At 71.1% G+C, this 22348-nt stretch carries 16 protein-coding genes and 1 pseudogene; 8 read left to right on the top strand and 9 right to left on the bottom strand.

All coding sequences use genetic code 11. From position 1 onward, the window contains the following. Nucleotides 1-42: 42 nt before the first annotated feature. Nucleotides 43-1263 (bottom strand): ROK family protein, encoded by a 1221-nt coding sequence (locus ACWDYJ_RS05940; RefSeq protein WP_451564241.1) that lies wholly within the window; start codon nucleotides 1261-1263, stop codon nucleotides 43-45. A gap of 13 nt (nucleotides 1264-1276) precedes the next feature. After that, complete coding sequence (gene xylB, locus ACWDYJ_RS05935) at nucleotides 1277-2707, bottom strand: xylulokinase (protein ID WP_451564240.1); 1431 nt, start codon at nucleotides 2705-2707, stop codon at nucleotides 1277-1279. A 93-nt stretch (nucleotides 2708-2800) separates the two neighbouring features. Between xylB and xylA the strand changes: the two genes are divergently transcribed. Continuing rightward, nucleotides 2801-3973, top strand: a complete 1173-nt coding sequence (gene xylA / locus ACWDYJ_RS05930) for a xylose isomerase (RefSeq protein ID WP_451564239.1) — start codon at nucleotides 2801-2803, stop codon at nucleotides 3971-3973. 109 nt (nucleotides 3974-4082) lie between these two features. Here the strand turns inward: xylA and yicI are convergent, their stop codons facing one another. From yicI to ACWDYJ_RS05910, 4 genes are all read right to left on the bottom strand, one after another. Further along, nucleotides 4083-6365 (bottom strand): alpha-xylosidase, encoded by a 2283-nt coding sequence (yicI, locus tag ACWDYJ_RS05925; RefSeq protein ID WP_451564238.1) that lies wholly within the window; start codon nucleotides 6363-6365, stop codon nucleotides 4083-4085. Beyond that, nucleotides 6362-7105: a family 1 glycosylhydrolase gene (locus tag ACWDYJ_RS05920; protein WP_451564237.1), complete on the bottom strand. Its 744-nt coding sequence runs from the start codon at nucleotides 7103-7105 to the stop codon at nucleotides 6362-6364. The genes yicI and ACWDYJ_RS05920 overlap by 4 nt, the downstream gene beginning before the upstream one ends. Before the next feature lie 94 nt (nucleotides 7106-7199). Beyond that, nucleotides 7200-8183 (bottom strand): acetylxylan esterase, encoded by a 984-nt coding sequence (locus ACWDYJ_RS05915; RefSeq protein WP_451564236.1) that lies wholly within the window; start codon nucleotides 8181-8183, stop codon nucleotides 7200-7202. Nucleotides 8184-8329: 146 nt separating this feature from the next. Beyond that, nucleotides 8330-11176 (bottom strand): glycoside hydrolase family 3 C-terminal domain-containing protein, encoded by a 2847-nt coding sequence (locus ACWDYJ_RS05910; protein ID WP_451564352.1) that lies wholly within the window; start codon nucleotides 11174-11176, stop codon nucleotides 8330-8332. A gap of 586 nt (nucleotides 11177-11762) precedes the next feature. Between ACWDYJ_RS05910 and chvE the strand changes: the two genes are divergently transcribed. The 3 genes from chvE to mmsB all read left to right on the top strand — a co-directional run bounded on the left by chvE (nucleotide 11763) and on the right by mmsB (nucleotide 15746). Further along, the gene (gene chvE / locus ACWDYJ_RS05905; RefSeq protein WP_451564235.1) at nucleotides 11763-12857 is read left to right on the top strand and encodes a multiple monosaccharide ABC transporter substrate-binding protein; all 1095 of its coding nucleotides are present in this window, start codon (nucleotides 11763-11765) and stop codon (nucleotides 12855-12857) included. A 102-nt stretch (nucleotides 12858-12959) separates the two neighbouring features. Beyond that, nucleotides 12960-14507: a multiple monosaccharide ABC transporter ATP-binding protein gene (gene mmsA / locus ACWDYJ_RS05900; RefSeq protein ID WP_451564234.1), complete on the top strand. Its 1548-nt coding sequence runs from the start codon at nucleotides 12960-12962 to the stop codon at nucleotides 14505-14507. 3 nt (nucleotides 14508-14510) lie between these two features. Further along, a complete protein-coding gene (mmsB, locus tag ACWDYJ_RS05895; protein ID WP_451564233.1) occupies nucleotides 14511-15746 on the top strand; it encodes a multiple monosaccharide ABC transporter permease in 1236 nt (411 codons plus the stop codon). A gap of 50 nt (nucleotides 15747-15796) precedes the next feature. Here mmsB and ACWDYJ_RS05890 read toward each other — a convergent pair. Together ACWDYJ_RS05890 and ACWDYJ_RS05885 are read right to left on the bottom strand one after the other, a co-directional pair. After that, nucleotides 15797-16143: pseudogene (locus ACWDYJ_RS05890) on the bottom strand (hypothetical protein). Continuing rightward, complete coding sequence (locus tag ACWDYJ_RS05885) at nucleotides 16140-16919, bottom strand: phytanoyl-CoA dioxygenase family protein (RefSeq protein ID WP_451564351.1); 780 nt, start codon at nucleotides 16917-16919, stop codon at nucleotides 16140-16142. Before ACWDYJ_RS05885 ends, ACWDYJ_RS05890 begins: the two are co-directional and overlap by 4 nt. A 176-nt stretch (nucleotides 16920-17095) precedes the next feature. Between ACWDYJ_RS05885 and ACWDYJ_RS05880 the strand changes: the two genes are divergently transcribed. Together ACWDYJ_RS05880 and ACWDYJ_RS05875 are read left to right on the top strand one after the other, a co-directional pair. Further along, the gene (locus ACWDYJ_RS05880; RefSeq protein WP_451564232.1) at nucleotides 17096-17902 is read left to right on the top strand and encodes a helix-turn-helix transcriptional regulator; all 807 of its coding nucleotides are present in this window, start codon (nucleotides 17096-17098) and stop codon (nucleotides 17900-17902) included. 154 nt (nucleotides 17903-18056) lie between these two features. Beyond that, nucleotides 18057-18296: a hypothetical protein gene (locus ACWDYJ_RS05875; protein WP_451564231.1), complete on the top strand. Its 240-nt coding sequence runs from the start codon at nucleotides 18057-18059 to the stop codon at nucleotides 18294-18296. 297 nt (nucleotides 18297-18593) lie between these two features. On the opposite strand, the gene ACWDYJ_RS05870 is transcribed toward ACWDYJ_RS05875, so the two are convergent. Continuing rightward, nucleotides 18594-19118 (bottom strand): DUF4142 domain-containing protein, encoded by a 525-nt coding sequence (locus ACWDYJ_RS05870; protein ID WP_451564230.1) that lies wholly within the window; start codon nucleotides 19116-19118, stop codon nucleotides 18594-18596. Between the two features lie 263 nt (nucleotides 19119-19381). On the opposite strand from ACWDYJ_RS05870, the gene ACWDYJ_RS05865 reads away from it, so the two are divergent. Both ACWDYJ_RS05865 and ACWDYJ_RS05860 read left to right on the top strand, forming a co-directional pair. After that, entirely contained in the window at nucleotides 19382-20110 is a 729-nt protein-coding gene (locus ACWDYJ_RS05865) for a YqjF family protein (protein WP_451564229.1), read from the top strand. Between the two features lie 839 nt (nucleotides 20111-20949). Beyond that, entirely contained in the window at nucleotides 20950-22341 is a 1392-nt protein-coding gene (locus tag ACWDYJ_RS05860) for an MFS transporter (protein ID WP_451564228.1), read from the top strand. The last annotated feature ends 7 nt before the right edge of the window (nucleotides 22342-22348 follow it).

The following is a 22348-nucleotide window of genomic DNA, read 5'->3' as shown; positions in this document are numbered from 1 at the left end:
GCGGGTCGTGCCCGCGCTCCGGTGACGCCGACGGCGTCGTCGTCACGGTGCGGGAGGGGCCGGCAGCCGGGTGGGATCGGCGATGATCTGTCGGACGGTCGTCCATGCCGCGCCCAGCACCGGTCCGCGCCGCCCCAGGGCGGAGGGGCGTACCGCCTCCGGGGTCCAGGGCCGGACGGTGACCCGGGCGGCCAGTTCGGCGCGTATCGACGGGAGGAGCCAGTCGGCGAGTTCGGCGTAGGCGCCGCCCAGAACGAGGTGGTCCGGGTCGATCAGGTTCACCGCCGAGGTGAGGGCGAGGCCCAGGGCCCGTCCTGCGCGGTCCAGGGCGCGCAGGGTCGACGCGTCCCCGGCGCCCGCCCGCTCGGCCAGCAGAGTCACCGGGTCGCCGACGGCCGCCAGCCCGGCCTCGCGCAGCACGGCCGCCTCGCCCGCGTACTGCTCCAGGCAGCCGCGCGCCCCGCAGGCGCAGGGGGCGCCCTCCGGGTGGACGGGCAGGTGGCCGAGTTCGCCCGCGAAGCCCCGGGCGCCCCGGAACAGCTGTCCGCCGACGACCAGCGCGGCGCCGATTCCGGCCTCGGCGGAGACGTGTACGAAGGTCTCCGCCGGGTTTCCCCGGTGCCACTGTTCGGCCAGGGCCCCGAGGTTGGCCTCGTTCTCCGGCTCGGGCACGGTGTCGGGGTCGGGCCAGTGGTCGGCGGGGCGCACTGCCTGCCAGCCGAGGTTGGGCGCGTTCGCGACCAGCCCGCTCGGCTCGTTCGGCACCACGCCCGGCACGGCCAGTACGCGGCCCTCGACGCGCAGCCCGAGGGCGGCGGCCTCGGACTCCGCCTCGGCGCCCAGCGCGGCGGCCTCCGCCAGTACCTGCCCGGCCGGCCGGCCCGCGTTGGCCCGCTCCACGCGACGCCACACCCGGGGCTCACCGCGCAGGTCCACGACGCACGCGGCGAGATGGGTGACTCCGATCTCCAGGCCGAGGCCAGCGGGACCCCGATCGTTCAGGGCCAGTGCCCGTCCGGGGCGGCCGACCCGTCCGCTGGGCGCGGTCTCCGTCTCGGTCAGAGCTCCGCGACCGATGAGCTCGTCGACCATGGAGGAGACGGCCGGCCTGGTCAGGCCCGTGTGCCCGGCGACGTCCGCCCGAGAGAGCGGGCCGTGCGCGGCGACCGCTCCGATCACCACCGCGAGGTTCTGCCGCCGCATCCCCTGCTGCGAGGCGGGCGCGGGCTCCATGCCCCCGCTCGCCCTGCCGATCCCCGTCATGGAGCCGACCCTCCTATCGCTCTCCCGGCGGGACCTCCTGCAACGCCCGCGCCCGCCGCAGCGTACTGGTGATCCGTTCGAGCGTGGCGTCGTCACGGGCCACGGGTTCCAGTACCCGGCCCTCGGCGGTCCGCCAGCGCCGGGCGACAGTGTCGGCGGGCTCACCAGTGAGCAGTGCGGCGGCTTGGGCGGCGGCCCCGAGCGCTGCCAGTTCCTGGGCCTTGGGCACCTGAACCGCTCGGCCGGACAACCGCAGGACGGTCCGCTGCCACGCCCTGCCGCGGGCTCCGCCGCCGATCAGCAGCAGGGGTTCGTCGGGGGCGGGGTTCTCGCCTCCGGCGCGCAGCACGTCGTCCAGGGCCGCGAGCAGGGCTTGGGCGGCGCCGTCGTAGGCGGCTTGGAGGAGCTGTCCCGGCGTGGTGTCGTGGCGCAGGCCGTGGACCAGGCCGGAAGCGTACGGGAGGTCCGGAGTGCGCTCGCCGTCCAGATGGGGAAGTACCACCACCGTGCCGCCTCCCTCGACGTCCTCGCGGTCGCGGCCGACGAGCGCGGCGAAGCGGTCGACAGCGAGGGTGCAGTTGAGCGTGCAGGCGAGCGGCAGCCAGCCGCCGAGGGCATCGGCGAAGCCGGCGACGGTTCCGCTCGGGTCGGCGGGCCGGGTGCGGCCGACGGCGTAGACGGTGCCGGAGGTGCCAAGGCTCAGCACCGGCCGTCCGGGTGTCAGGCCCAGCCCGAGGGCGGCGGCCATGTTGTCACCGGTCCCGGTGGCCACCAGCGCGCCCTCGCGCAGTGGCATCCCGGCTCGGACGACGCCCGCCGGGGCGCCCGGCGGGAGGACCTGTGGCAGCAGCCCGGGGTCGAGGCCGATCCGGCCGAGGACGTCCTGGTCGTAGCCGTCCGGGCCCCACCAGCCGGTTCCCGAGGCGTCACCGCGGTCCGTCACCGCCTCACCGGTCAGCCGCTCCGTCAGGAAGTCGTGGGGAAGCCGGACGGCCGCGACGCGGTCGGCGGCGGCACGCTCGTTCGCGTGCAGCCAGGCCCACTTGGTGGCCGTGAAGGCGGCTGTCGGGACGCTTCCGGTGCGGCGGGCGAGCTCTGCCGCGCCGAACGCGGCCGTGAGTTCGGCGGCCTGCGGGGCGGAGCGGACGTCGTTCCACAGCAGTGCCGGGCGCACCGGCCGGCCGGCGGTGTCGAGGGTGACCAGGCCGTGCTGCTGGCCGGCGATGGAGCAGGCGGCGGCGCGATCCGCCCAGCCGGTGCGCGCCACGGCCTCGCCGAGCGCCCGCCACCACTGTTCGGGGTCGCTCTCGCGTCCGGCGCCCGCGCTGACGGTGTGCGCGGCGCGGCCCTCGCCCAGGACGGCGCCGGTCTCCACGTCGACGGCGAGGGCCTTGGTGGACTGGGTCGAGCTGTCGACACCGATCACGACACGCTGAGCAGACATGCGTTCCTCCGGTGGGGTTCCTTCTGGCGTCTCGGCATACTAATTTGTTTTTCGTCATTACAAATAGCCCTCGGCCCTGATCCGGAGCGCCTCATGACCAGCGACCCGCTCGTCCCCACCCCCGCGCACAGGTTCACCTTCGGCCTGTGGACCGTCGGCTGGCAGGGCCGGGACCCCTTCGGCGACGCCACCCGACCCGCACTCGACCCGGTCGAGACCGTCCAGCGGCTGGCCGAACTCGGCGCCTACGGGGTCACGTTCCACGACGACGACCTGATCCCCTTCGCCGCCGGGGACACCGCACCCGAGCAGGCGGTCAAGCGCTTCCGCACCGCACTCGACACGGCCGGGTTGAAGGTGCCGATGGCCACCACCAACCTCTTCACCCACCCGGTGTTCAAGGACGGCGCTTTCACCGCCAACGACCGGGACGTGCGCCGGTACGCGCTGCGCAAGACCATCCGCAACATCGACCTGGCCGTGGAACTCGGCGCCTCGGTCTACGTCGCCTGGGGCGGCCGCGAGGGCGCGGAGTCGGGCGCGGCCAAGGACGTGCGCACCGCCCTCGACCGGTTGAAGGAGGCCTTCGACCTGCTGGGCGAGTACGTCGAGAGCCAGGGATACGACCTGCGCTTCGCGATCGAGCCCAAGCCCAACGAGCCGCGCGGCGACATCCTGCTGCCCACCATCGGCCACGCCCTGGCGTTCATCAACGAGTTGGACCGGCCCGATCGGGTCGGCCTCAACCCGGAGGTCGGCCACGAGCAGATGGCCGGGCTGAACTTCCCGCACGGCATCGCCCAAGCCCTGTGGCACGGCAAGCTGTTCCACATCGACCTCAACGGCCAGTCCGGCATCAAGTACGACCAGGACCTGCGCTTCGGCGCGGGCGACCTGCGCCAGGCCTTCTGGCTGGTCGACCTGCTGGAGTCGGCCGGCTACGACGGCCCCCGCCACTTCGACTTCAAGCCGCCGCGCACCGAGGACTCCGCCGGCGTCTGGGCCTCGGCGGCCGCCTGCATGCGCAACTACCTGCTTCTGGCGGAGCGTTCCCGCGCATTCCGGGCCGATCCCGAGGTCCAAGCCGCACTCGACGCCTCCCGACTGCCCGAACTGGCCCTCCCCACCGCCGAGGACGGCCTGGCCGGGCTACTGGCCGACCGGTCCGCCTTCGACGAGTTCGACGTCGATGCCGCCGCCCGTCGCGGCATGGCCTTCGAGCACCTGGACCAGCTCGCCCTCGAACACCTCCTCGGCGCCCGCTGAGCCGGTGTCCCCATGAGCCGGGCCGTGACGTTCCACGGCCCGGCTCCGCCACGAACCAGCCGCCACGAGCCAGCCGCCAGGGGGCCGACACCTTCGCCCGGCGCCCGGCTCAGGCCGGGTAGACGAGGCCGGCCTCCAGGGTGCCGGCGGGCTGGGCGTGGACGGTTCCGGCCGGCCCGCCGAACCGTAGCTGCCAGGGACGCGGGCTGTCGGTGGTCACATGGAGGCGGTCGCCCTGGCGGCGCAGGCTGAAGCGGGCCACCTCACCGGGGCCGTCGGTGCGTGGAATCACGACGGTGTGCTCGGCGCCGTCGGCGAAGGCGTGTACCCGCAGCTCGACTCCGTCCGCCCAGGCGGAGACGGGGTGCTGGTCGTCGGCGGCGAGCGGGATGACGGAGTCGGGGCGGGCCAGCAGCGGCAGGGTGTGGAAGCCGTGCTGCTCACGGGCCCAGCGCGGACCGGTGACCTGATCACCCGTCAGCACATTGGTCCATACCCCTTCCGGCACGTAGTACTCGACCGTGCCGTCGTCGGTGAAGACCGGGGCGACGAGCAGGTCGTCGCCGAGCATGTACTGCCGGTCCAGGGTGGCGGCGGCCGGGTCGTCGGGGAACTCCAGCACCATGGCGCGCATCACCGGGACACCGGTGGTGTGCGCCTGCTGCGCGGCGCGCTGGAGGTACGGGGCGAGGCGGTGCTTGAGCAGGGTGAACTCCCGGGTGACCTCGACGGCCTCCTCCCCGTAGTCCCACGGCACTCGGTACGACTTGCTGCCGTGCAGCCGGCTGTGCGAGGAGAGCAGACCGAACTGCACCCAGCGCTTGAACACGGCCGGGGTCGGAGTGCCCTCGAAGCCGCCGATGTCGTGGCTCCAGAAGCCGAAGCCGGACAGGCCGAGGGAGAGTCCGCCGCGCAGTGACTCGGCCATGGCGTTGAAGTGGGATTCGCAGTCGCCGCCCCAGTGGACCGGGTACTGCTGGCCGCCCGCCGTGGCGGAGCGGGCGAAGAGCAGCGCCTCGCCCTCCCCGCGCACTTCGCGCAGCAGCTCGAAGACGGCCTGGTTGTACAGGTGGGTGTAGTAGTTGTGCATCCGCTCCGGGTCGGAACCGTCGTGCCAGACGACATCGGTGGGGATGCGTTCGCCGAAGTCGGTCTTGAAGCAGTCCACGCCCTGGTCCAGCAGGGTGCGCAGCTTCCCGGTGTACCAGTCGCGGGCGGCGGGGCTGGTGAAGTCCACCAGGGCCATGCCGGGCTGCCACAGGTCCCACTGCCACACGCTCCCGTCCGGGCGGCGGACCAGATGGCCGTCGCGCATGCCCTCCTCGAACATCGCCGACTTCTGGGCGATGTAGGGGTTGATCCAGGCGCTGATCCGCAGTCCCCGCTGCCCCAGCCGGGTGAGCATGCCGGCCGGGTCGGAAAAGGTGTCCGAGTGCCACTCGAAGTCGCACCACTGGTACTCGCGCATCCAGAAGCAGTCGAGGTGGAAGACGCTCAGCGGGATGCCCCGCTCGGCCATGCCGTCGACGAAGCGGTTGACGGTGGTCTCGTCGTAGTCGGTGGTGAACGAGGTGGTCAGCCACAGGCCCAGCGCCCAGGCCGGCGGCAGGGCGGGGCGGCCGGTGAGCGCGGTGTAGCGCTCCAGGATCTGCTTCGGGGTCGGGCCGTGGACGACGAAGTACTCCAGCGCCTGGTCCTCGACGCTGAACTGGACCTGGCCGACCGACTCGGAGCCGACCTCGTAGCTGACCTTGCCGGGGTGGTTGACGAAGACCCCGTAGCCCCGGTTCGTCAGGTGGAAGGGGATGTTCTTGTACGCCTGTTCGCTGCTGGTGCCGCCGTCGGCCTGCCAGATGTCCACGACCTGCCCGTTCTTGACGAACGGGGTGAACCGCTCCCCCAGCCCGTACACCGACTCTCCTACACCCAGGGAAAGTTGCCCCAGCATGAAGTGCCGGCCGGCCGCGTCGGTGGCGAAGCCGGTGCCGCGCTCGCCCACGGAGGTCAGCATCCGCCCGCCGGAGGTGAACTCCAGGTGCCACGGCTGTGAGGTGTCCACCCGCAGCGACAGCTCACCCGTACTGAGCTCGACCACCGCGCCGTCCCGGTACACCTTTCCGGCATCCGGTTGCGCGCCGGGCAGCGCGAACTCGGGCCCCCGCCGCACCGAACCGGCGTGGTGGGTGACGCGGACCCCGATCACGCCCTCGGCCGGCGACCAGCACTCGACGGTCAGCAACGGACTGTTGAGCGTGCCGCCGCGGCCCCGCACGTGCTTCACCGGCGCGTAGAGGGTCATCCGGTGCTCGTCCGCCCGGACGTCCGCGACCTCGGTGGCGTAGCGGGCGGTGACGCCCGGACGCATCAGCCAGTAGCCGTCGGTGAACTTCATCGTGCGGGTTCCTCCGTCCGCGCGCGGTGCGCGGTGATCAGGCCCCGGTACCAGTGGTAACTGTCCTTGGGCGTTCGGGTCAGGGTGTCGTGGTCGACGTGGACCAGGCCGAAGCGCCGGCCGTAGCCGCGCGCCCACTCGAAGTTGTCCAGTAGCGACCAGACGTAGTAGCCGCGCACGTCCACCCCTGCGGAGATGGCGTCGGCGACGGCGGCGAGGTGGTCCGCGAGGTAGTCGATCCGCTCGGTGTCGTGCACCCGGCCGTCGGGGCCGACGGTGTCGGCCTCGGCGGATCCGTTCTCGGTGATCCAGACCGGCGGAAGCCGCGGGTAGCGGGCGTGGAGTTCGCGGAGCAATTCAGTGAGCGCGTCCGGGACGACGGGCCATCCCATGGTGGTGTGCCGGGTCCCGTACGGGTCCAGCTCGGTGACGCCGATGTCCACGGCGGTGCGCACTTCGGGGTCGGCCTCGCGGTGCGGGGCGGCGGCGACGGTGATCGGGCGGTAGAAGTTGACGCCCCGCCCGCGCAGCAGGGCGACGTCCTCGCCGTGGCGGTGGTAGTGGTCGCAGGCCGTGTCGCCAGTGGCGCCGTCGAGCGTACGGTCGGGAGTGTGGCTGAAGGTGTCCCAGATGGACGGGCCTCGGCCGTCCTGGTCGTGGGCGCCCTCGATCTGGTAGGCGGCCGTCGCGGCCCCGAAACGGAACCCGGCGGGCAGTTCCGGGAAGGCCGGGGTGGTCATGGGCGGCATCTCATAGGTCTGTCGGGCTCCTCGGTCTCGGGGCGGGGCTCAGTGCGTGGAGCGGCCGGGCGCGCGGTCCGGTGGTGCGGGGCGGTCAGAGCTCCGGCGCCAGGCCGCGCTCGCGCAGCCAGGCCAGTTGGACGGGCGGGTTGGAGCCGCAGCCGCCGCCGTGGTCGCCGAACGGCCACACGGTCATGGTGCGGTCCTCTCCCGTGTAGTGGTTGAAGGCGGCGTAGACCGTGGAGGGCGGGCAGACGGGGTCCATCAGGCCCACGCTGAACAGCGTCGGCGCGGTGGCCCGCCGGGCGAAGTGGACGCCGTCGAAGCGGTCGAGGGTGGCGAAGGCCGGCTCCACGCGGTGGCGGCTGTGCCAGCGCAGGTACTTGGCGATCTCCTGGTACGGGCCGTCGCCGCAGATCGCGGCAGCACGGCGGAAGTGGCACAGGAACGGGACGTCCGGCATCGCCGCCGCCACGCGGTCCCCGGCGAGACCGGCGACGGCGAGCGCCAGACCGCCGCCCTGGCTGCCTCCGGCCACCACGATCCGACGGCCGTCGAGTCCGGGCAGCTCCGCGACCGCGTCCACGGCGCGCACGCAGTCGGTGACCAATCGCCGGTAGTAGTAGTCGTCTGGAGAGTCGATGCCGCGGGTCATGAAGCCCTCGACCCACTGCGTACCGTCACCCACGCCCCGGTCCGGGGTGTCGTGACCCTGGCCCCGGCTGTCGACGACGAGTTGGGCGTAGCCTGCGGCGGACCAGAACAGGTGCTCGGTGGGCAGTCCTCGACCGCCGCCATAGCCCATGTAGGTGACGACGACCGGCAGCGGTCCGGCAGCGTTGCGCGGCCGCAGCAGCCAGGCGGCCACCGGCTCGCCGTTCCAGCCGGGGAAGCGCACGTCGTCGACCTCGACGGTGCTCAGCAGGTGCTGGGCGGTGACCCGTTCCACCTTGGTCGCCCCGTCGTGCGACCGGGCTTCGGCAAGGGTCCGCTGCCAGAAGGCGTCGAAATCCGCCGGGTCGGACAACTCTGGCCGGTAGCGGACGAGTTCGTCCGCGTCGAGGTCTGTGAGCGGCATGGGGGTTTCCTCCGGTCGGAGAGGTGACGAGGCAACGGAGCTCGGCGGCCACAGTCAGCCTTGCCCCGCGGGTCCGGGCACTGGTGCGGGGAGGGGTGGCGGTCCCGCCCCCCTCGGACGGGCCGCCGGTCTCGCGGGTGCGGGCCTCAGGCGGTCCCGCCGGACGTGGTGAAGCTGAAGGCGGCCAGACGGAAGCCGCCGTGCAGCGTCAGCCGCAGGTCGTGGACGCCGGCCGGCGGAGCGGCGAGCTCGGCCGCGACGGTCGTCCACGTGTAGCGGTTGCCGGTGACGGGAACACCGATCTCCGCCAGCAGCCGGTCACCGGCCCGGAGTTCCAGCCGCGCCTCCCCGGATCCCGCGTTCTCGAGGGCGGTCTCGGCCTCCACGCGGACCGCCCCGGAGAGATCGACGTCACGGAAGAGGAGCGTCGCGGGCCGCGCCGGATCGGCCGGAGTCACCGCGTCGCCGGCGGCGCGGGTGGCGTCGACGATGGTGGTGTCCGCGTGGTCGTCGAAGTCGACGGTCAGGGTTCGTCGGCCGACGACCACGCGGGGCTCGGGAGCCGGCCCGGTCACCGTGAGCGGTGCGGTGAGGACCGGGTGCTCGGCGGAGCAGCCGGCGGTGATCTCGTATCCGCCGGGGTCGACGGTGAAGGCGCCGGTCGCGATGTCCCAGTGGGCGAGGCTGTCGACTGGGAGCGAGAACCTGAGCTCCCGGCTCTCGCCCGGCTCCAGGCGGACCTTGCGGAAGTCGGCGAGGCGCCGCCGGGGGGCCTCGTAGCGGGCGTCCAGCGCCCGGACGTAGAGCTGGACCACCTCACTGCCGGTCCGTCGGCCGGTGTTGGCCAGTGTCACCGTGACGTCGACCGAGCCGTCCTGGCCGATCGACGGCTGCGACAGGCTCAGGTCGCGGTAGGCGAAGTCGGTGTAGGACAGCCCGTGGCCGAAGGGATAGAGGGGCGCGGCCCGGTGGTACTGGTAGGTCCAGCCGGCCTTGATGACGTCGTAGTCGAGCGGGTCCGGCAACGGGTCCTCGCCCCGGTACCAGGTCTGCGGCAGGCGGCCGGCGGGCTCGGCCTCCCCGAGCAGCACCGCGGCCAGCGCGTGGCCCGTCTCCTGCCCACCGTGGGAGGTCCACACCACGGCGGGCAGGTGCTCCTGGGCCCAGTCGACGGCGTACGGGTAGCTGCTCATCACCACCAGCGCCGTCTCGGGGCAGACGGCCGCGACCGTGCGCAGCAGTGCGTCCTGCGTCTCGGGGAGGTCGAGGCCCGCGCGGTCCTCGGTCTCGCGGCCGTTGACCATCGGGTGGTTGCCGAGGACGACGACCACCACGTCGGCCATCTCGGCGGCCGCCCGCGCCTCGGCCGCGCCGTCGCGCAGCAGCTCCCGCTGCCAGCGCTCGGCGGCGTCCGGGGTCAAGGCGGTGACGCTCACCCCGCCGTCGGCCGGGTCCACGGCGGCGTAGCGTCCGGTGAGCACGGAGCGCAGCACCACGGCACCGTCCCCGGCCGGTTCGAGCCCGAAGGTCTCGTGGATCTCCCAGCTCTTGAGCACCTCCTGGTCGGCCGCCAGTGAGTCGTCGCCCTTGAGGCTCAGGTAGCGACCGGTGTCGGCGGCGCGCAGGGTCAGTACGCCGCGGCCCCAGTCGGCCACGTCGAAGGCGGTCTTGCCGAGCAGTTCCCCGGTGGTGCCGGAGCGCAGCGCGATCCGATCGGCGCCCTCCTCGCACACCACCTCGCCGCCGTGGACGCCGAGCGCCTCGGCGAGTCCGGCGGCGACGCCGACCTCGTAGGGCAGGGTGCCGCTGTACCAGTCCTCGCACAGCGTGTCGGCGAGTGGGCCGATGACGGCGATCCGTGGTGTCCGCGCCGCGTCGAGCGGCAGCAGGCCGTCGTTCTTGAGCAGCACCACCGACTCGGTCGCGGCACGCCGCGCCAGCTCGCGGTGCTCGGTGCAGTCGATGACCTCGGGCCCGATACCGGCGTAGGGGTCCAGTTCAGGGTCGAACTCGCCGAGCCGGAAGCGGAGTTCCAGCTGCCGCCCGACGGCGCGGTTCACGTCGGTCCCGTCGATCAGGCCGCGCTCCAGGGCCTCGCGCAGACGGCCGACCGGCGTCGCGCTGTCCTCGCCGTGGTCGGTGAAGCTGTCGATGCCGGCCTTGAGCGCCGCCGCGTGGGACTCGGCGTGGTCGTCGAAGTACTCCTCGAGGTCGACCAGATTGGACGGGGCTTCGGCGTCACTGACCACGAACAGCTCGTGGCCGGTCGGCTCCGCCCAACGGCGCAGCTCCGACTCGATGAGCGGGCTCACGTGGCAGGGACGGCCATTGACGAGGTTGTAGGCGGCCATGGCGCCGGTCGCGGCGCCGGATGCGACGACGGGGCGGAAGGCGGCCAGGTCGTACTCGTGCAGCACGCGCGGGCGCAGCCCGGAGGAGGTGGTGCAGCGGTCGTCCTCGTTGTTGTAGGCGAGGAAGTGCTTGAGCACCGGGGCCACCCGCAGGTAGGTCGGATGGTCGCCGGACAGGCCCCGGCAGAACGCCTCCCCGAGACGGCCGGTGTGCACCGGGTCCTCGGAATATCCCTCCTCGTTGCGCCCCCAGCGCGGGTCGCGCAGCAGGTTCAGCACGGGCGCCCAGGCCTGGAGGCTGTGGGGAGCGCTGCCGACAACGGGCGGGCGGTGGCGGTGGAAGGCGCGCAGTTCGATCGAGACCGCCTCGGCGACCCGGCGCACCAGGCCCTCGTCCCAGGTGGCGCCGAGACCGACGGCCTGCGGGAAGACGGTCGCCACCCCCAGCCAGGAGACCCCGTGCAGGGCCTCGCTGCCGGTTCGGAAGGAGCCGACGCCGAGGCGCGGGACGGCCGGTGCGCACTGGTGCAGCATCGCGATCCGCTCGTCGAGCGTGAGCTGTTCGAGCAGGTCGTCGACCCGCTTGCGCAGCGGTAGCGCTGGATTACGGAAGGGAGGCAGTCCGGCTGCGGACGCGGACAGGGAACTCACGTGGACAACCCCTCGGCAGGCTGGGCGTTATGACCATTCGTCGAAGCGCTTCGACGCTGACACGAACCAGTGCCACTGTCAACCGTCCCTGATAAAACAAGATTTATATTTATTCAGGCCCTTACCGAACGCGCAACGCCTCGTGGGCCGCGCCACGCATTCAAGCGCTTCGACACTTCGAGGGGCGATGCCGCCGCCACTGTCCAGCTGCTGCCCGCGAGGACGAGGCCAGTCTTCCTACTCGACCGAGAAGCGGTACACCGTCGTCGAGCGGCACTCCTCCCCCCGGGCGCAGGAGGGTGGAGGGGTAATCGGGCCGGGCAGCGGAGTTGGGCCGGTGGTCCAGCTCCCGGATGGCGGCGAGCACCCGCTCCCGGGTGCTCGCGCGACGTGATCCGAACAGACCCTTGACGGCACTCTTGTTAGCGTTAACACTCAGGTATCGCCAGGCCGGAGCCGGTGCAACCCCCGACTTCGCACGGCGCGAGGAAACGGCTCCCGGCCGGCCCCGCTCGACCGCTTCCGGTCGCCCAGCCGGGTCGCACCGTGCCGGTCGCGGAACATCACTGGAGGAACTGTGCGGAAGCTTTCAGCGGGCCTTGTCACCGTGGGTCTGACGCTGTCGCTGGCAGCCTGCGGCCAGAGCGCCAACGGAGCGGGCGACGGCGGGGCCGGCGGGGACGCCAAAGGGGGCCTCATCGGCATCGCGATGCCGACCAAGTCGTCCGAGCGCTGGATCAACGACGGCAACAACATGGTCAAGGAGTTCCAGGCCAAGGGTTACAAGACCGACCTCCAGTACGGCGACAACGTCGTGGAGAACCAGGTCTCCCAGGTGGAGAACATGATCACCAAGGGGGCCAAGCTGCTGGTGATCGCCGCCATCGACGGTTCCTCGCTCACCAACGTGCTGCAGAAGGCCGCCGACGCCCACGTCCCCGTCATCTCCTACGACCGGCTGATCCGCGGCACCGGGAACGTCGACTACTACGCGACCTTCGACAACTACAAGGTCGGCGTCCTCCAGGGCAGTTACATCGTCGACAAGCTCGGTCTCAAGGACGGCAAGGGCCCGTTCAACATCGAGTTGTTCGCCGGCTCGCCGGACGACAACAACGCCACGTTCTTCTTCAACGGTGCGATGAGCGTCCTCAAGCCGTACGTCGACGACAAGAAGCTGGTCGTGCAGAGTGGCCAAACCTCCTTCAACCAGATCGCCACACTGCGCTGGGACGGCGGTCTCGCCCAGTCCCGGATGGACAACCTGCTGAGCAAGTCGTACACCGCCGCACGCGTCGACGCCGTGCTCTCGCCGTACGACGGCATCTCGATCGGCATCATCTCCTCGCTGAAGGGCGTCGGCTACGGCACCGGCCAGTCACTGCCCGTCGTCACGGGCCAGGATGCCGAGCTGGCCTCGGTGAAGTCGATCATCGCGGGGGAGCAGACCCAGACCGTCTACAAGGACACCCGCCAACTGGCCAAGGCCGCGGTCCAGATGGGCGACGCGCTGCTGACCGGCGGCAAGCCGGAGGTCAACGACACCGGCCAGTACGACAACGGCGTCAAGTCCGTACCGGCGCAGCTGCTCCAGCCGGTCAGCGTCGACAAGGAGAACTACCAGAAGGTCCTGGTGGACAGCGGCCAGTACACCGCGGACCAGCTCAAGTAGCCCCCGGGGCCCGACCGACGGGTCCGGCGACGCCGAACCGGCGGTGCGACGCCCGGGAGACCGCCCGGCACCGCACCGCCCAGACGATACGGATGCACAACCATGGCCCGACCCGTTCTCGAGATGCGGTCGATCAGCAAGACGTTTCCCGGTGTCAAGGCTCTCTCCGAGGTCAACCTGACCGTCGCCGCGGGTGAGGTGCACGCCGTCTGCGGTGAGAACGGCGCCGGCAAGTCCACACTGATGAAGGTACTCAGCGGGGTCCACCCTCATGGCGGCTACCAGGGCGAGATCTACTTCGAGGGCGATCCCTGCCGGTTCCGGGACATCCGGGCCAGCGAGCAGCGCGGCATCGTGATCATCCACCAGGAACTCGCGCTGGTGCCCTACCTGTCCATCGCCGAGAACATCTTCCTCGGCAACGAGCACGCCACTCGGGGCGTCATCAGCTGGCACCGGACGCTGACCCACGCCGCCGAACTGATCCGGCAGGTCGGACTCGACGAGAGCCCGCACACGAGGATCGCCGATCTCGGCGTGGGCAAACAGCAGTTGGTCGAGATCGCCAAGGCGCTCGCCAAGAAGGTCAAGCTGCTCATCCTGGACGAGCCGACGGCCGCTCTGAACGACGAGGACAGCCGCAAGCTGCTCGACCTGATCCTCGAACTCAAGGCTCAGGGCATCTCCTGCATCCTCATCTCGCACAAGCTGAACGAGATCGCCCGGGTCGCCGACGCCGTCACCATCCTGCGCGACGGGCGGACCATCGAGACCATCGCGATCGGTCCCGAGGGCATCTCCGAGGAGCGGATCATCCGCGGCATGGTCGGCCGCGACCTGGAACACCGCTACCCCGAGCGCGCCCCGGAGATCGGCGAGGTCGCCTTCGAGATCGAGGACTGGAGCGTCCAACACCCGATCGACCACCGGCGGAGGGTGGTCGACGGCGCCTCGCTGAACGTCCGTCGAGGCGAGATCGTCGGCATCGCCGGTCTCATGGGCGCCGGCCGCACCGAACTGGCCATGAGCGTCTTCGGCCGCTCGTACGGACGGTGGACCGGCGGCCGGGTGCGGCTGCACGGCCGGGAGATCCGTACCCGGACGGTGCCGGAGGCGATCGGGCACGGCATCGCGTACGTGACCGAGGACCGCAAGCAGTTCGGCCTCCACCTCAACGACGACATCAGCCGGAACATCTCGCTGAGCTCCCTCGGCAAGGTCGCCCGGCGAGGCTGGGTCAACCGGCACGAGGAGGCCCGGATCGCCGAATCGTTCCGGCGGACCATGAACATCAAGGCCCCCTCGGTGTTCGCTGAGACCGGCAAGCTCAGCGGCGGCAACCAGCAGAAGGTCGTCCTCAGCAAGTGGATCTTCGCCGAGCCGGAGGTGCTGATCCTCGACGAACCCACCCGGGGCATCGACATCGGCGCCAAGGCGGAGATCTACACCGTCATCGCCGAACTCGCCGCCCAGGGCAAGACGGTACTCGTCATCTCCTCCGAACTCCCCGAACTCCTGGGCCTGTGCGACCGGATCTACACCATGGCCGAAGGCCGGATCACCGGTGAGGTGACCCGCGCGGACGCCACCCAGGAATCCCTCATGCGGCTCATGACCATGAGCGCGGCGTACCCCGACAAGCAGGTGTGAGGCATGGCCCAGACCGAAACCACCCCAGACACCACGCCCGGCACACCGGAGACCGGCCAACGACCGTCGGCCGGTGCCGTACTGGCCCGAGCCCTGCGCGGAAACCTGCGCCCGTACGGGATGCTGCTCGCGCTGGCCCTGATCGTGCTGCTGTTCCAGATCTGGACGGACGGCATCCTGCTCCAGCCGCTCAACATCACCAATCTGATCCAGCAGAACGGCTACATCCTCATCCTGGCCATCGGCATGATGATCGTCATCATCGCCGGGCACATCGACCTGTCGGTCGGGTCGCTCGCCGCCTTCGTCGGGGCGGCCGCGGCGGTGATGATGGTCAAGCACCAGGTGCCGTGGCCCGTGGCCCTGGTGGCCGCGCTGCTGATCGGGGCGCTCGCCGGAGCCTGGCAGGGGTTCTGGATCGCCTATCTCGGGATCCCCTCGTTCATCGTCACGCTGGCCGGCATGCTGCTGTTCCGCGGTGGAACCCAGATCCTCCTGCAGGGCCAGTCGGTGGCTCCGTTCCCCAAGGGCTTCCAGAACATCAGCAGCGGCTTCCTCCCCTCGGTCGGCCCCGACACCGACTACCACAACCTCACCCTGCTGCTGGGCCTCGTGGTGTTGGCCGTCGCGATCCTGCAGGAGGTGCGCGGACGGCGGCGGGCCCGCTCGTACGGGCTGGAACCGCTTCCGGCCGGGCTGTTCCTGGTGAAGCTCGGCGCGATCACCGCGGCCGTGGTGGCCTTCACGCTGCTGCTGGCCAGCTACCACGGGGTGCCGATCGTTCTGCTGATCCTCGGCGTCCTGCTGGTCGGCTTCGGATACGTGATGCGCAACTCGATCCTCGGCCGGCACACCTACGCCATCGGCGGCAACGAGGCGGCGGCGAGGCTGTCCGGGGTGAAGAGCAAGCGGGTCGTCTTCCTGGCCTTCGTGAACATGGGCGTCCTCGCGGCTCTGGCCGGGCTGGTCTTCGCCGCGCGACTCAACGCCGGTACGCCGCAAGCCGGCATCAACTTCGAGTTGGAGGCGATCGCCGCCGCGTTCATCGGCGGCGCCTCCGCGAGCGGCGGTGTGGGAACCGTCCTCGGTGCGCTCACCGGCGGTCTGGTGCTGGGCGTGCTGAACAACGGCATGTCGCTGGTCGGCGTGGGTACCGACTACCAGCAGGTGATCAAGGGCCTGGTACTGCTGGCTGCGGTCGGCTTCGACGTCTACAACAAGCGGAAGGCCGGAGCCTGACCTTGCCCCTCCTCGGCACGGGGCCGCCCGCACGAGGAGGAGTGCCCCGCCTACCGGGAGTCCGCCTCCTGCGGCTCCGCTCGCGCGTCGACGATCCGCTCGAAGAAGAACTCGTGCTTGAGGAAGGAGACGTCGTACTCATGACCCGGGTACGGCGGGATCAGCTGAGCGGCCTGGATCAGCCGCCAGCCTGCCCGGAGCGCCGCCACCCCCGACTCGTACGGCGGCTCGTCGCTGTCGCCCGTGGTGGGCGAGGTGCGGCCCGTGCCGTCTACAGCGACCAGCCCACGACATGGGAGTCCAGCGCCGAGGTGGCCAAGTACAGGACCAGCACCTGCTGCCGCAGCACCGGCGCGGCGCCTTCCGCCGGCACGGGGAGGATCGCTTCGGTCGTCATGCCTGTGCCTCCGCAGGGCGGTTGGAGACCCTGGTCACCCAGTGGTCGAGGTCGAAGTCGTCGTCGCCGGTCAGCACCCGCCACAGCAGGATGCGGTTGTACCGCTCCAGTCGACCGGTCGCCGACTCGTACCACGCGAACATCGAGTCCAGCTCCGCGGCCACCTGCGGGTCGTCGAGATCCGAGGTGTTCCACAGGCGCTGTTGACGCACCCTGGGATTGAAGCGGATCTTGAACATGTAGCGCATCGCGTCGCTGTCGTTGCGCCGGCCCCCGTGCCAGAGGCCGTGGTGCAGAAACACCACCGTCCCGGCCGGGCAGACCAGTCGGTCCTGGCCGCGCAGGTTCTGGTAGCGGCCGGTGTCGGACTCGTTGATCCGCCGGAGGTGGCTGCCCGGCACGGTGAGCGTTCCGCCCATCTCCAGCGTCACCGCCTGCGGAAAGTACATCAACTGCACGTCGAAGGCGTCCGGCCGGACGTCGATGATGGCGTCCCCGTGCAGCGGCTGCGCGTCGCCGCCGTGGGGCTCGCGGGTGTGCGCGAAGTGGTGGTCCACCCACGGCTCCGGGCCCACGAGGCTGTGCAGGGCCCCTGCCACCTGCGGAAGATCCAGCAGCCGACGGACGAAGGATCCCTGCGCATAGGCCTCGGACAGCGGCGTCCCGTACCGCACCGGCGGCACCCCGTCGGCCAGTACCGCCAGGCCATCAGTGTTCATTTCCGCCGGGACCACCGCGTCCAGTCGCAGCGACCCGCGCGCCACGAACCGCGCCATCCGCACCGAATCGAGTAGCTCTTGCCTGTTCTCCACGGCGTTCACGCTAGGCCCGGCGGCCGCGCGCCGCGTGGGCCACGTTCACCCTCCACTGGTCGATTCTCACCACGGTGCCCAGCACGCGGGGTTGAGGCTCGCGACCCCGAAGCGGGCTTGCGGACACAGTGGTAGAACACGTGACCACGCACACGGCCCTCGCCCACCTTGACGAGCCTCCGACTCTCGCCGCCGTCGGCATCGGCGTGCACGGGCCGGCCGGCCACGTGGACGTGTTTTCACTGCCGGATCTTTGGCAGCTCCATCTGTACGACTACGAGGCCGACTTGACGGTAAACGGCACGCAGTACGCGATCCGCCCGGGCCGGGTCAGCCTCGTACCGCCCGGCGCCGAGGTCCGTTACCGCTACCGGGGCCGCTCCCCACACCTCTACGTCCACCTCCGCCTGGGCTCAGGTGGAACCCCCCGCAGCATTCCGATGGTCCAGCACGCCGGCCCCGATCTCGCCTCGCTCACCGCCCAGTTGCAGCAGGCGCTGGCCGCCTGGCCAAACACCCCGGCACGGGCCGCTGCCGAGGTGTGGGCCGCCCTGTGGCGGGTCGCCCAGCTCGCCCCTCCGACGGAGCGGAACACGCGGGCCGTTCATCCGGCGGTCGCAGCCGCCGTGGCCCTCATCGAGGCGCGGCTGGGGCAACCTCTGACGGTACCGGAAATCGCGGCGGCTGCCGGTGTCTCCCACAACCACCTGACGCGGCTCTTCCGCGCCGCGACGGGGGAGACGGTCGTCGGCTACATCCGGGCCCGGCGCATGGCACGGGCGCGCCACTTCCTGCAGGCCACCACGCTCTCCGTCCCCGCCGTCGCCGCGTCGGTCGGCATTCCCGACCTACAGGTGTTCAACAAGGCCTGTCGCCGCGCGTTCGGAGCCTCTCCGCGCGGCATCCGTGCCGCCCAGCCCGGTTCCCCGCACTCCCCCGCCGGGTGAGCGGACCGATACGGGACCCGGTTGCCCGGCCCGTGTCGGCAACCTTTTCGCATCCTGCGGCGACCAAGCGGTGCACCTCGACTCGAATCTCCGAAGGACAGACATGCAGACTGCACGGCAGGCCGCGCGGCAGCGCAGGCGTAGACACAGGCTGATGACGGGAACGGCGGTGATGCTGACCGCAGCGGGGGTCCTCGTCTGCCTGGTGACGGCCCTGCTCCCCGGCCCCAAGAGCGAGGTGGGGGCCGTCGTGGCGGCCCCCGCCGCCACCCAGGTGGAAGCCACGCCCTCGGCCCCGACGAGCCCCGCGCACCCGGCGGACAGCTCGCATGCCGCGCGAACCCCGACCGCGGCCGTCGGTACGACCACCTCGGCGCCACAGCCCTCGGCGTGAGTGCCTCGTGGTGGATTCCCAGGGTGGCTCCGGCTGGGACCGAGGCTTCGGGTGCGACTCGCCTACCGTGGGGAGGACGCGGCCAGGCAGCCAGCGCCCGTCAGCCTGCCGCGCAGCACCGCCTCCACGACCACTTGGGCATCTCCGAGAGCTGACAGGCGCCTGCTCCTGGACCTGCTCATCCGGCCCCGCGCCATCGGCCCGGCCGGTGGGGTGCCGATATCACGCCCGTCTCATGCACTGACCGCGAGCCTGACGGCATGAGCCACTCATGGCTGCCACCCCGGTGACAGCCATCTACACGGCGTGGCAGGTGCCGCCACGGACCATGTCCAGATGCATGGCCACCACGGGACGGGCCTTCTTGGCCGCGTCGGTCGTCTCGGCGTCCTTGCCCTGGCTGATCTGCTTGTCGATCATCGCGAGGGTCTTGGTGTGGGCCTCTTCCTGAGCGGCCAGCCAGGCCTTGTCATAGCCCGACGAGCCGGCCAGGGCCGTGACCTTGTTCAGTGTGGCCTGCTGTTCGGGTGTCGGCGCGTCTGGCAGTTCCACCTTGCCCTTCGCGGCGAGACCGGACAGGTCCGCGTCCAGTTTGGTGTGATCACGCACCAGCAGGGCGCCCGCATCCTTCACACACGTGTCCTGCCCGTTCTTCTGCGCGTCCTTCCCGGCCTCGATCTCCGCGAGGTTGCCCTGGTGCGCCATCTGCACGAACGACGCGTCCGCGCTCCCCGGACTCGGCGCAGCCACCACCGACGACGCGCCCAGCCCCACCGCCGCGGCCACTACCACTGCCGCCGTGGTCCACCTGGTACCTCTCATGACGACCTCCCGCACGCCGCCACCGGTCGGTGGGCCGATTGCCACCCGGGAGCACCGGAGGACGGCACGCCCGGCGCCTGTCCACCACGCACGAGCCCAAACCACACCGCCACCAGCGCCCGGGCGACCTGCACGCTTCGCCCGCCGTACGGGCGACCGCGCGGAACCGCACCAACCCGCACCCAGCGGGTAGACCCCCCGTGCGGAGAGGCAGCGACTGACAAGCGCGCGCGACGCAGCGTGCGCCCGGAAAGGGGGCGTCCGTGAACACCACACCGCCCGGTGGACCTCCACCGGCCGTGGCGCCGCACGCGGTGCGGCTGCCGATGCTGACCATGCACTGGCGATACCAGACGATGGTGCACTGGCGCTGCCCCGAAGAAGCGGTGCAGGCGCTGCTGCCGCCCGCGCTGCGCGCCGACCTGTTCGACGGATCGGCCTGGGTCAGCATCACGCCGTTCGTCATGAGCGACGTCAAGCTCGTGGGCCTGCTGACGCTGCCCCGCTCCGACTTCGCGGAGACGAATCTGCGTACCTATGTGCGGCGACCCGATGGCAGCGGCGGCCTGTGGTTCCTCAGCCTCGACGTAGCCAACCCACTGATGCTCGCAGCCCGGTGCGTCGGCGTGCCCTACCACCTGGCGGACCTCACCGTGCAGGCCGACGGGGAAAGCCTCCGCTACAGCGGCAGACGGCAAGACGGGGCAGGCACATACCGGATCCACGTTCGGCCAGGAGCACCGGTCGACGAGGCGGCCCCGCTGGATCGGTGGCTGACCGCACGATGGTCCGCCTACTCGATGCGCGCGGGCCGCCTCTGGCGAACACCTGTGCAGCACGAACCCTGGCCGCTGTACCACGGGAGCCTCGTAGAGCTGGAGCAGTCGTTGACCGACAGCGCCGGACTGCCTCCCCCCGTGGGCCGTCCGCTGGTCCACACCTCCCCCGGCGTGGGACCGGTCCGCATAGGACCCTCCAGACCCGCACGATGAGCGGCAGCGGCTCGGGCGTCCTCAGCTGGTGACGGCCCGTTCGAGAGGCGGGTGAGCCAAGGCGGGGGTCGAAACGGCCATCGCCCGGGCCGGTGACCTGCAGTCCATGCGGCGGCTGCACCCCGGCGACTTCGCCGTGCCCCTGTACGGACAGCTGTTCCGGTGCCTTACCGCCCTCGCGCAGCGCGGCGACCCGGTCGACAACGTCGCGGTGCTATGGGAAGCGCAGCACTGCGGCCTGCTCACGGAGGACCTCCCACCGGCAGACCTCCTCGCCCTGCTCTCGACACCGGCCGGCGCGCCCGAGCACTGGGGAGAACGGATCCTCACCCGTGCCCTGCTCGCAACCGCCGCCACCACCGCGACCCGGGTCAAGGCGTACGCCGACGACCCGGCCAACCCTCACCAGCGGGTCACCGGAAGCCGCCGCGCGCTCGCCGACTTCACCGCCGTCCGCAACCGCTGGCAGCACACCACCAACCCTCCGCCCACGGGATCAGCACGCACCCGACCCGTGGCCGCCTCCCGCGCCGGCCCGCCCGCCGGTCAGGCGTGCACCCTTTTAGAGCAACATGGGACGCCATCAACTCTCCGTAGTCAGCACCGAACCAGCACGGGAGCCAGCACCGCCCTTCCGAATCGGGTGCAACTCTGCAATTCCGGTACGGGCTTGGAGCCCTCCCGTCGGGGGCGCGGGAGGCGTCGGCTCAGGTGGTGTAGCGGCCGGGCACATAAGGCGGTGCCGGATTGTGATGTGCTGCCACATACGCCGCTGACCTGGGGGCTTCTACGTTGTGCCGACACGGGAACGTCCCCGCCCAGCGCTGGAAGTGGTGTACATGGTCTCCCCCGCATCGGCTTCGCCGGACCGGTCAGGTATCCGAAGGATCGTCGCAGCGAGCCTCGTCGGCACCACCATCGAGTGGTACGACTTCTTCCTCTACGGCTCCGCGGCCGCCCTGGTGTTCAACACCCTGTTCTTCCCCTCCAGCGATCCGCTGGTCGGCACCATGCTGGCGTTCTTGACCTACGCCGTCGGCTTCGCCGCCCGGCCGCTCGGCGGGATCGTCTTCGGGCACTTCGGCGACAAGGTCGGCCGTAAGAAGCTCCTGGTGGTGAGCCTGCTGATGATGGGCGGAGCCACGTTCGCGATGGGTCTGCTGCCCACGCACGCCACCATCGGTGTCGGCGCCCCGATCCTGTTGACCGTGCTGCGGCTGGTTCAGGGCTTCGCCCTCGGGGGTGAATGGGGTGGCGCCGTCCTGTTGGTCTCCGAGCACGGTGGGGAGCGCCGTCGTGGTTTCTGGGCGTCTTGGCCGCAGGCCGGGGCGCCCGGCGGGAACCTGCTGGCCACCGGCGTGCTGGCGCTGCTGGCCGCCGTCCAGTCCGAGGAGGCGTTCCTCGCCTGGGGCTGGCGCATCCCGTTCCTGCTGTCCGGCGTCCTCGTGGTGATCGGCATGTGGATCCGGCTCTCCGTCTCCGAATCCCCGGTGTTCATCGAGGCCCGGCGCAAGGCGGCCGAGGAAGCCGCCGCGGGTGTCAGGGAGCAGCCTCCGGTCGTCCAGGTGTTCCGCACCAGCTGGCGTCAGGTGCTCACCGCGATCGGCACGCGGCTGGGTGAGAACATCTCGTACTACATCCTCACCGCCTTCCTGCTCGTCTACGTCACCGTGCACCTGGGGCTGCCCAAGAGCGACGCGCTGAACGCCGTACTGATCGGCTCGGCCGTCCACTTCGTCACCATCCCGCTCTGGGGCGCCCTCTCGGACCGGATCGGGCGACGTCCCGTCACCCTGATCGGCGCGGTCGGCATGGCCGGCTGGGCGTTCGCCTTCTTCGCCCTGCTCGACACGGAGTCCTTCCCCGTGATCGCGCTCGCGGTGACCGTCGGCCTGTTGCTGCACGGGGCGATGTACGGGCCGCAGGCCGCGTTCATCTCCGAGATGTTCGACACCAAGGTCCGCTACTCGGGTGCCTCCATGGGCTCTCAGCTCGCCTCGATCATCGGGGGCGCGCTCGCCCCCATCATCGCGGTCGAACTCCTCAAGGACTACGGCAGTTCCGTCCCCGTTTCCGTCTACCTCTGCGCGGCGGCCCTGGTCACCGCCCTGACCGTTCTGGTGGCCAAGGAGACCCGCGGCCGGGACCTCGCGCAGGACGGCCCCGCGGCCTCGCTCCCCCGCAAGCGCCGCGACGCGCCTGCGCGGGACTCGCTCCCGCTCGGCGGCTGACCGCCTC

The organism is Streptomyces sp. NPDC003042 (genome assembly GCF_053591315.1).
This window is presented reverse-complemented; position numbering and strand designations above follow the sequence as displayed.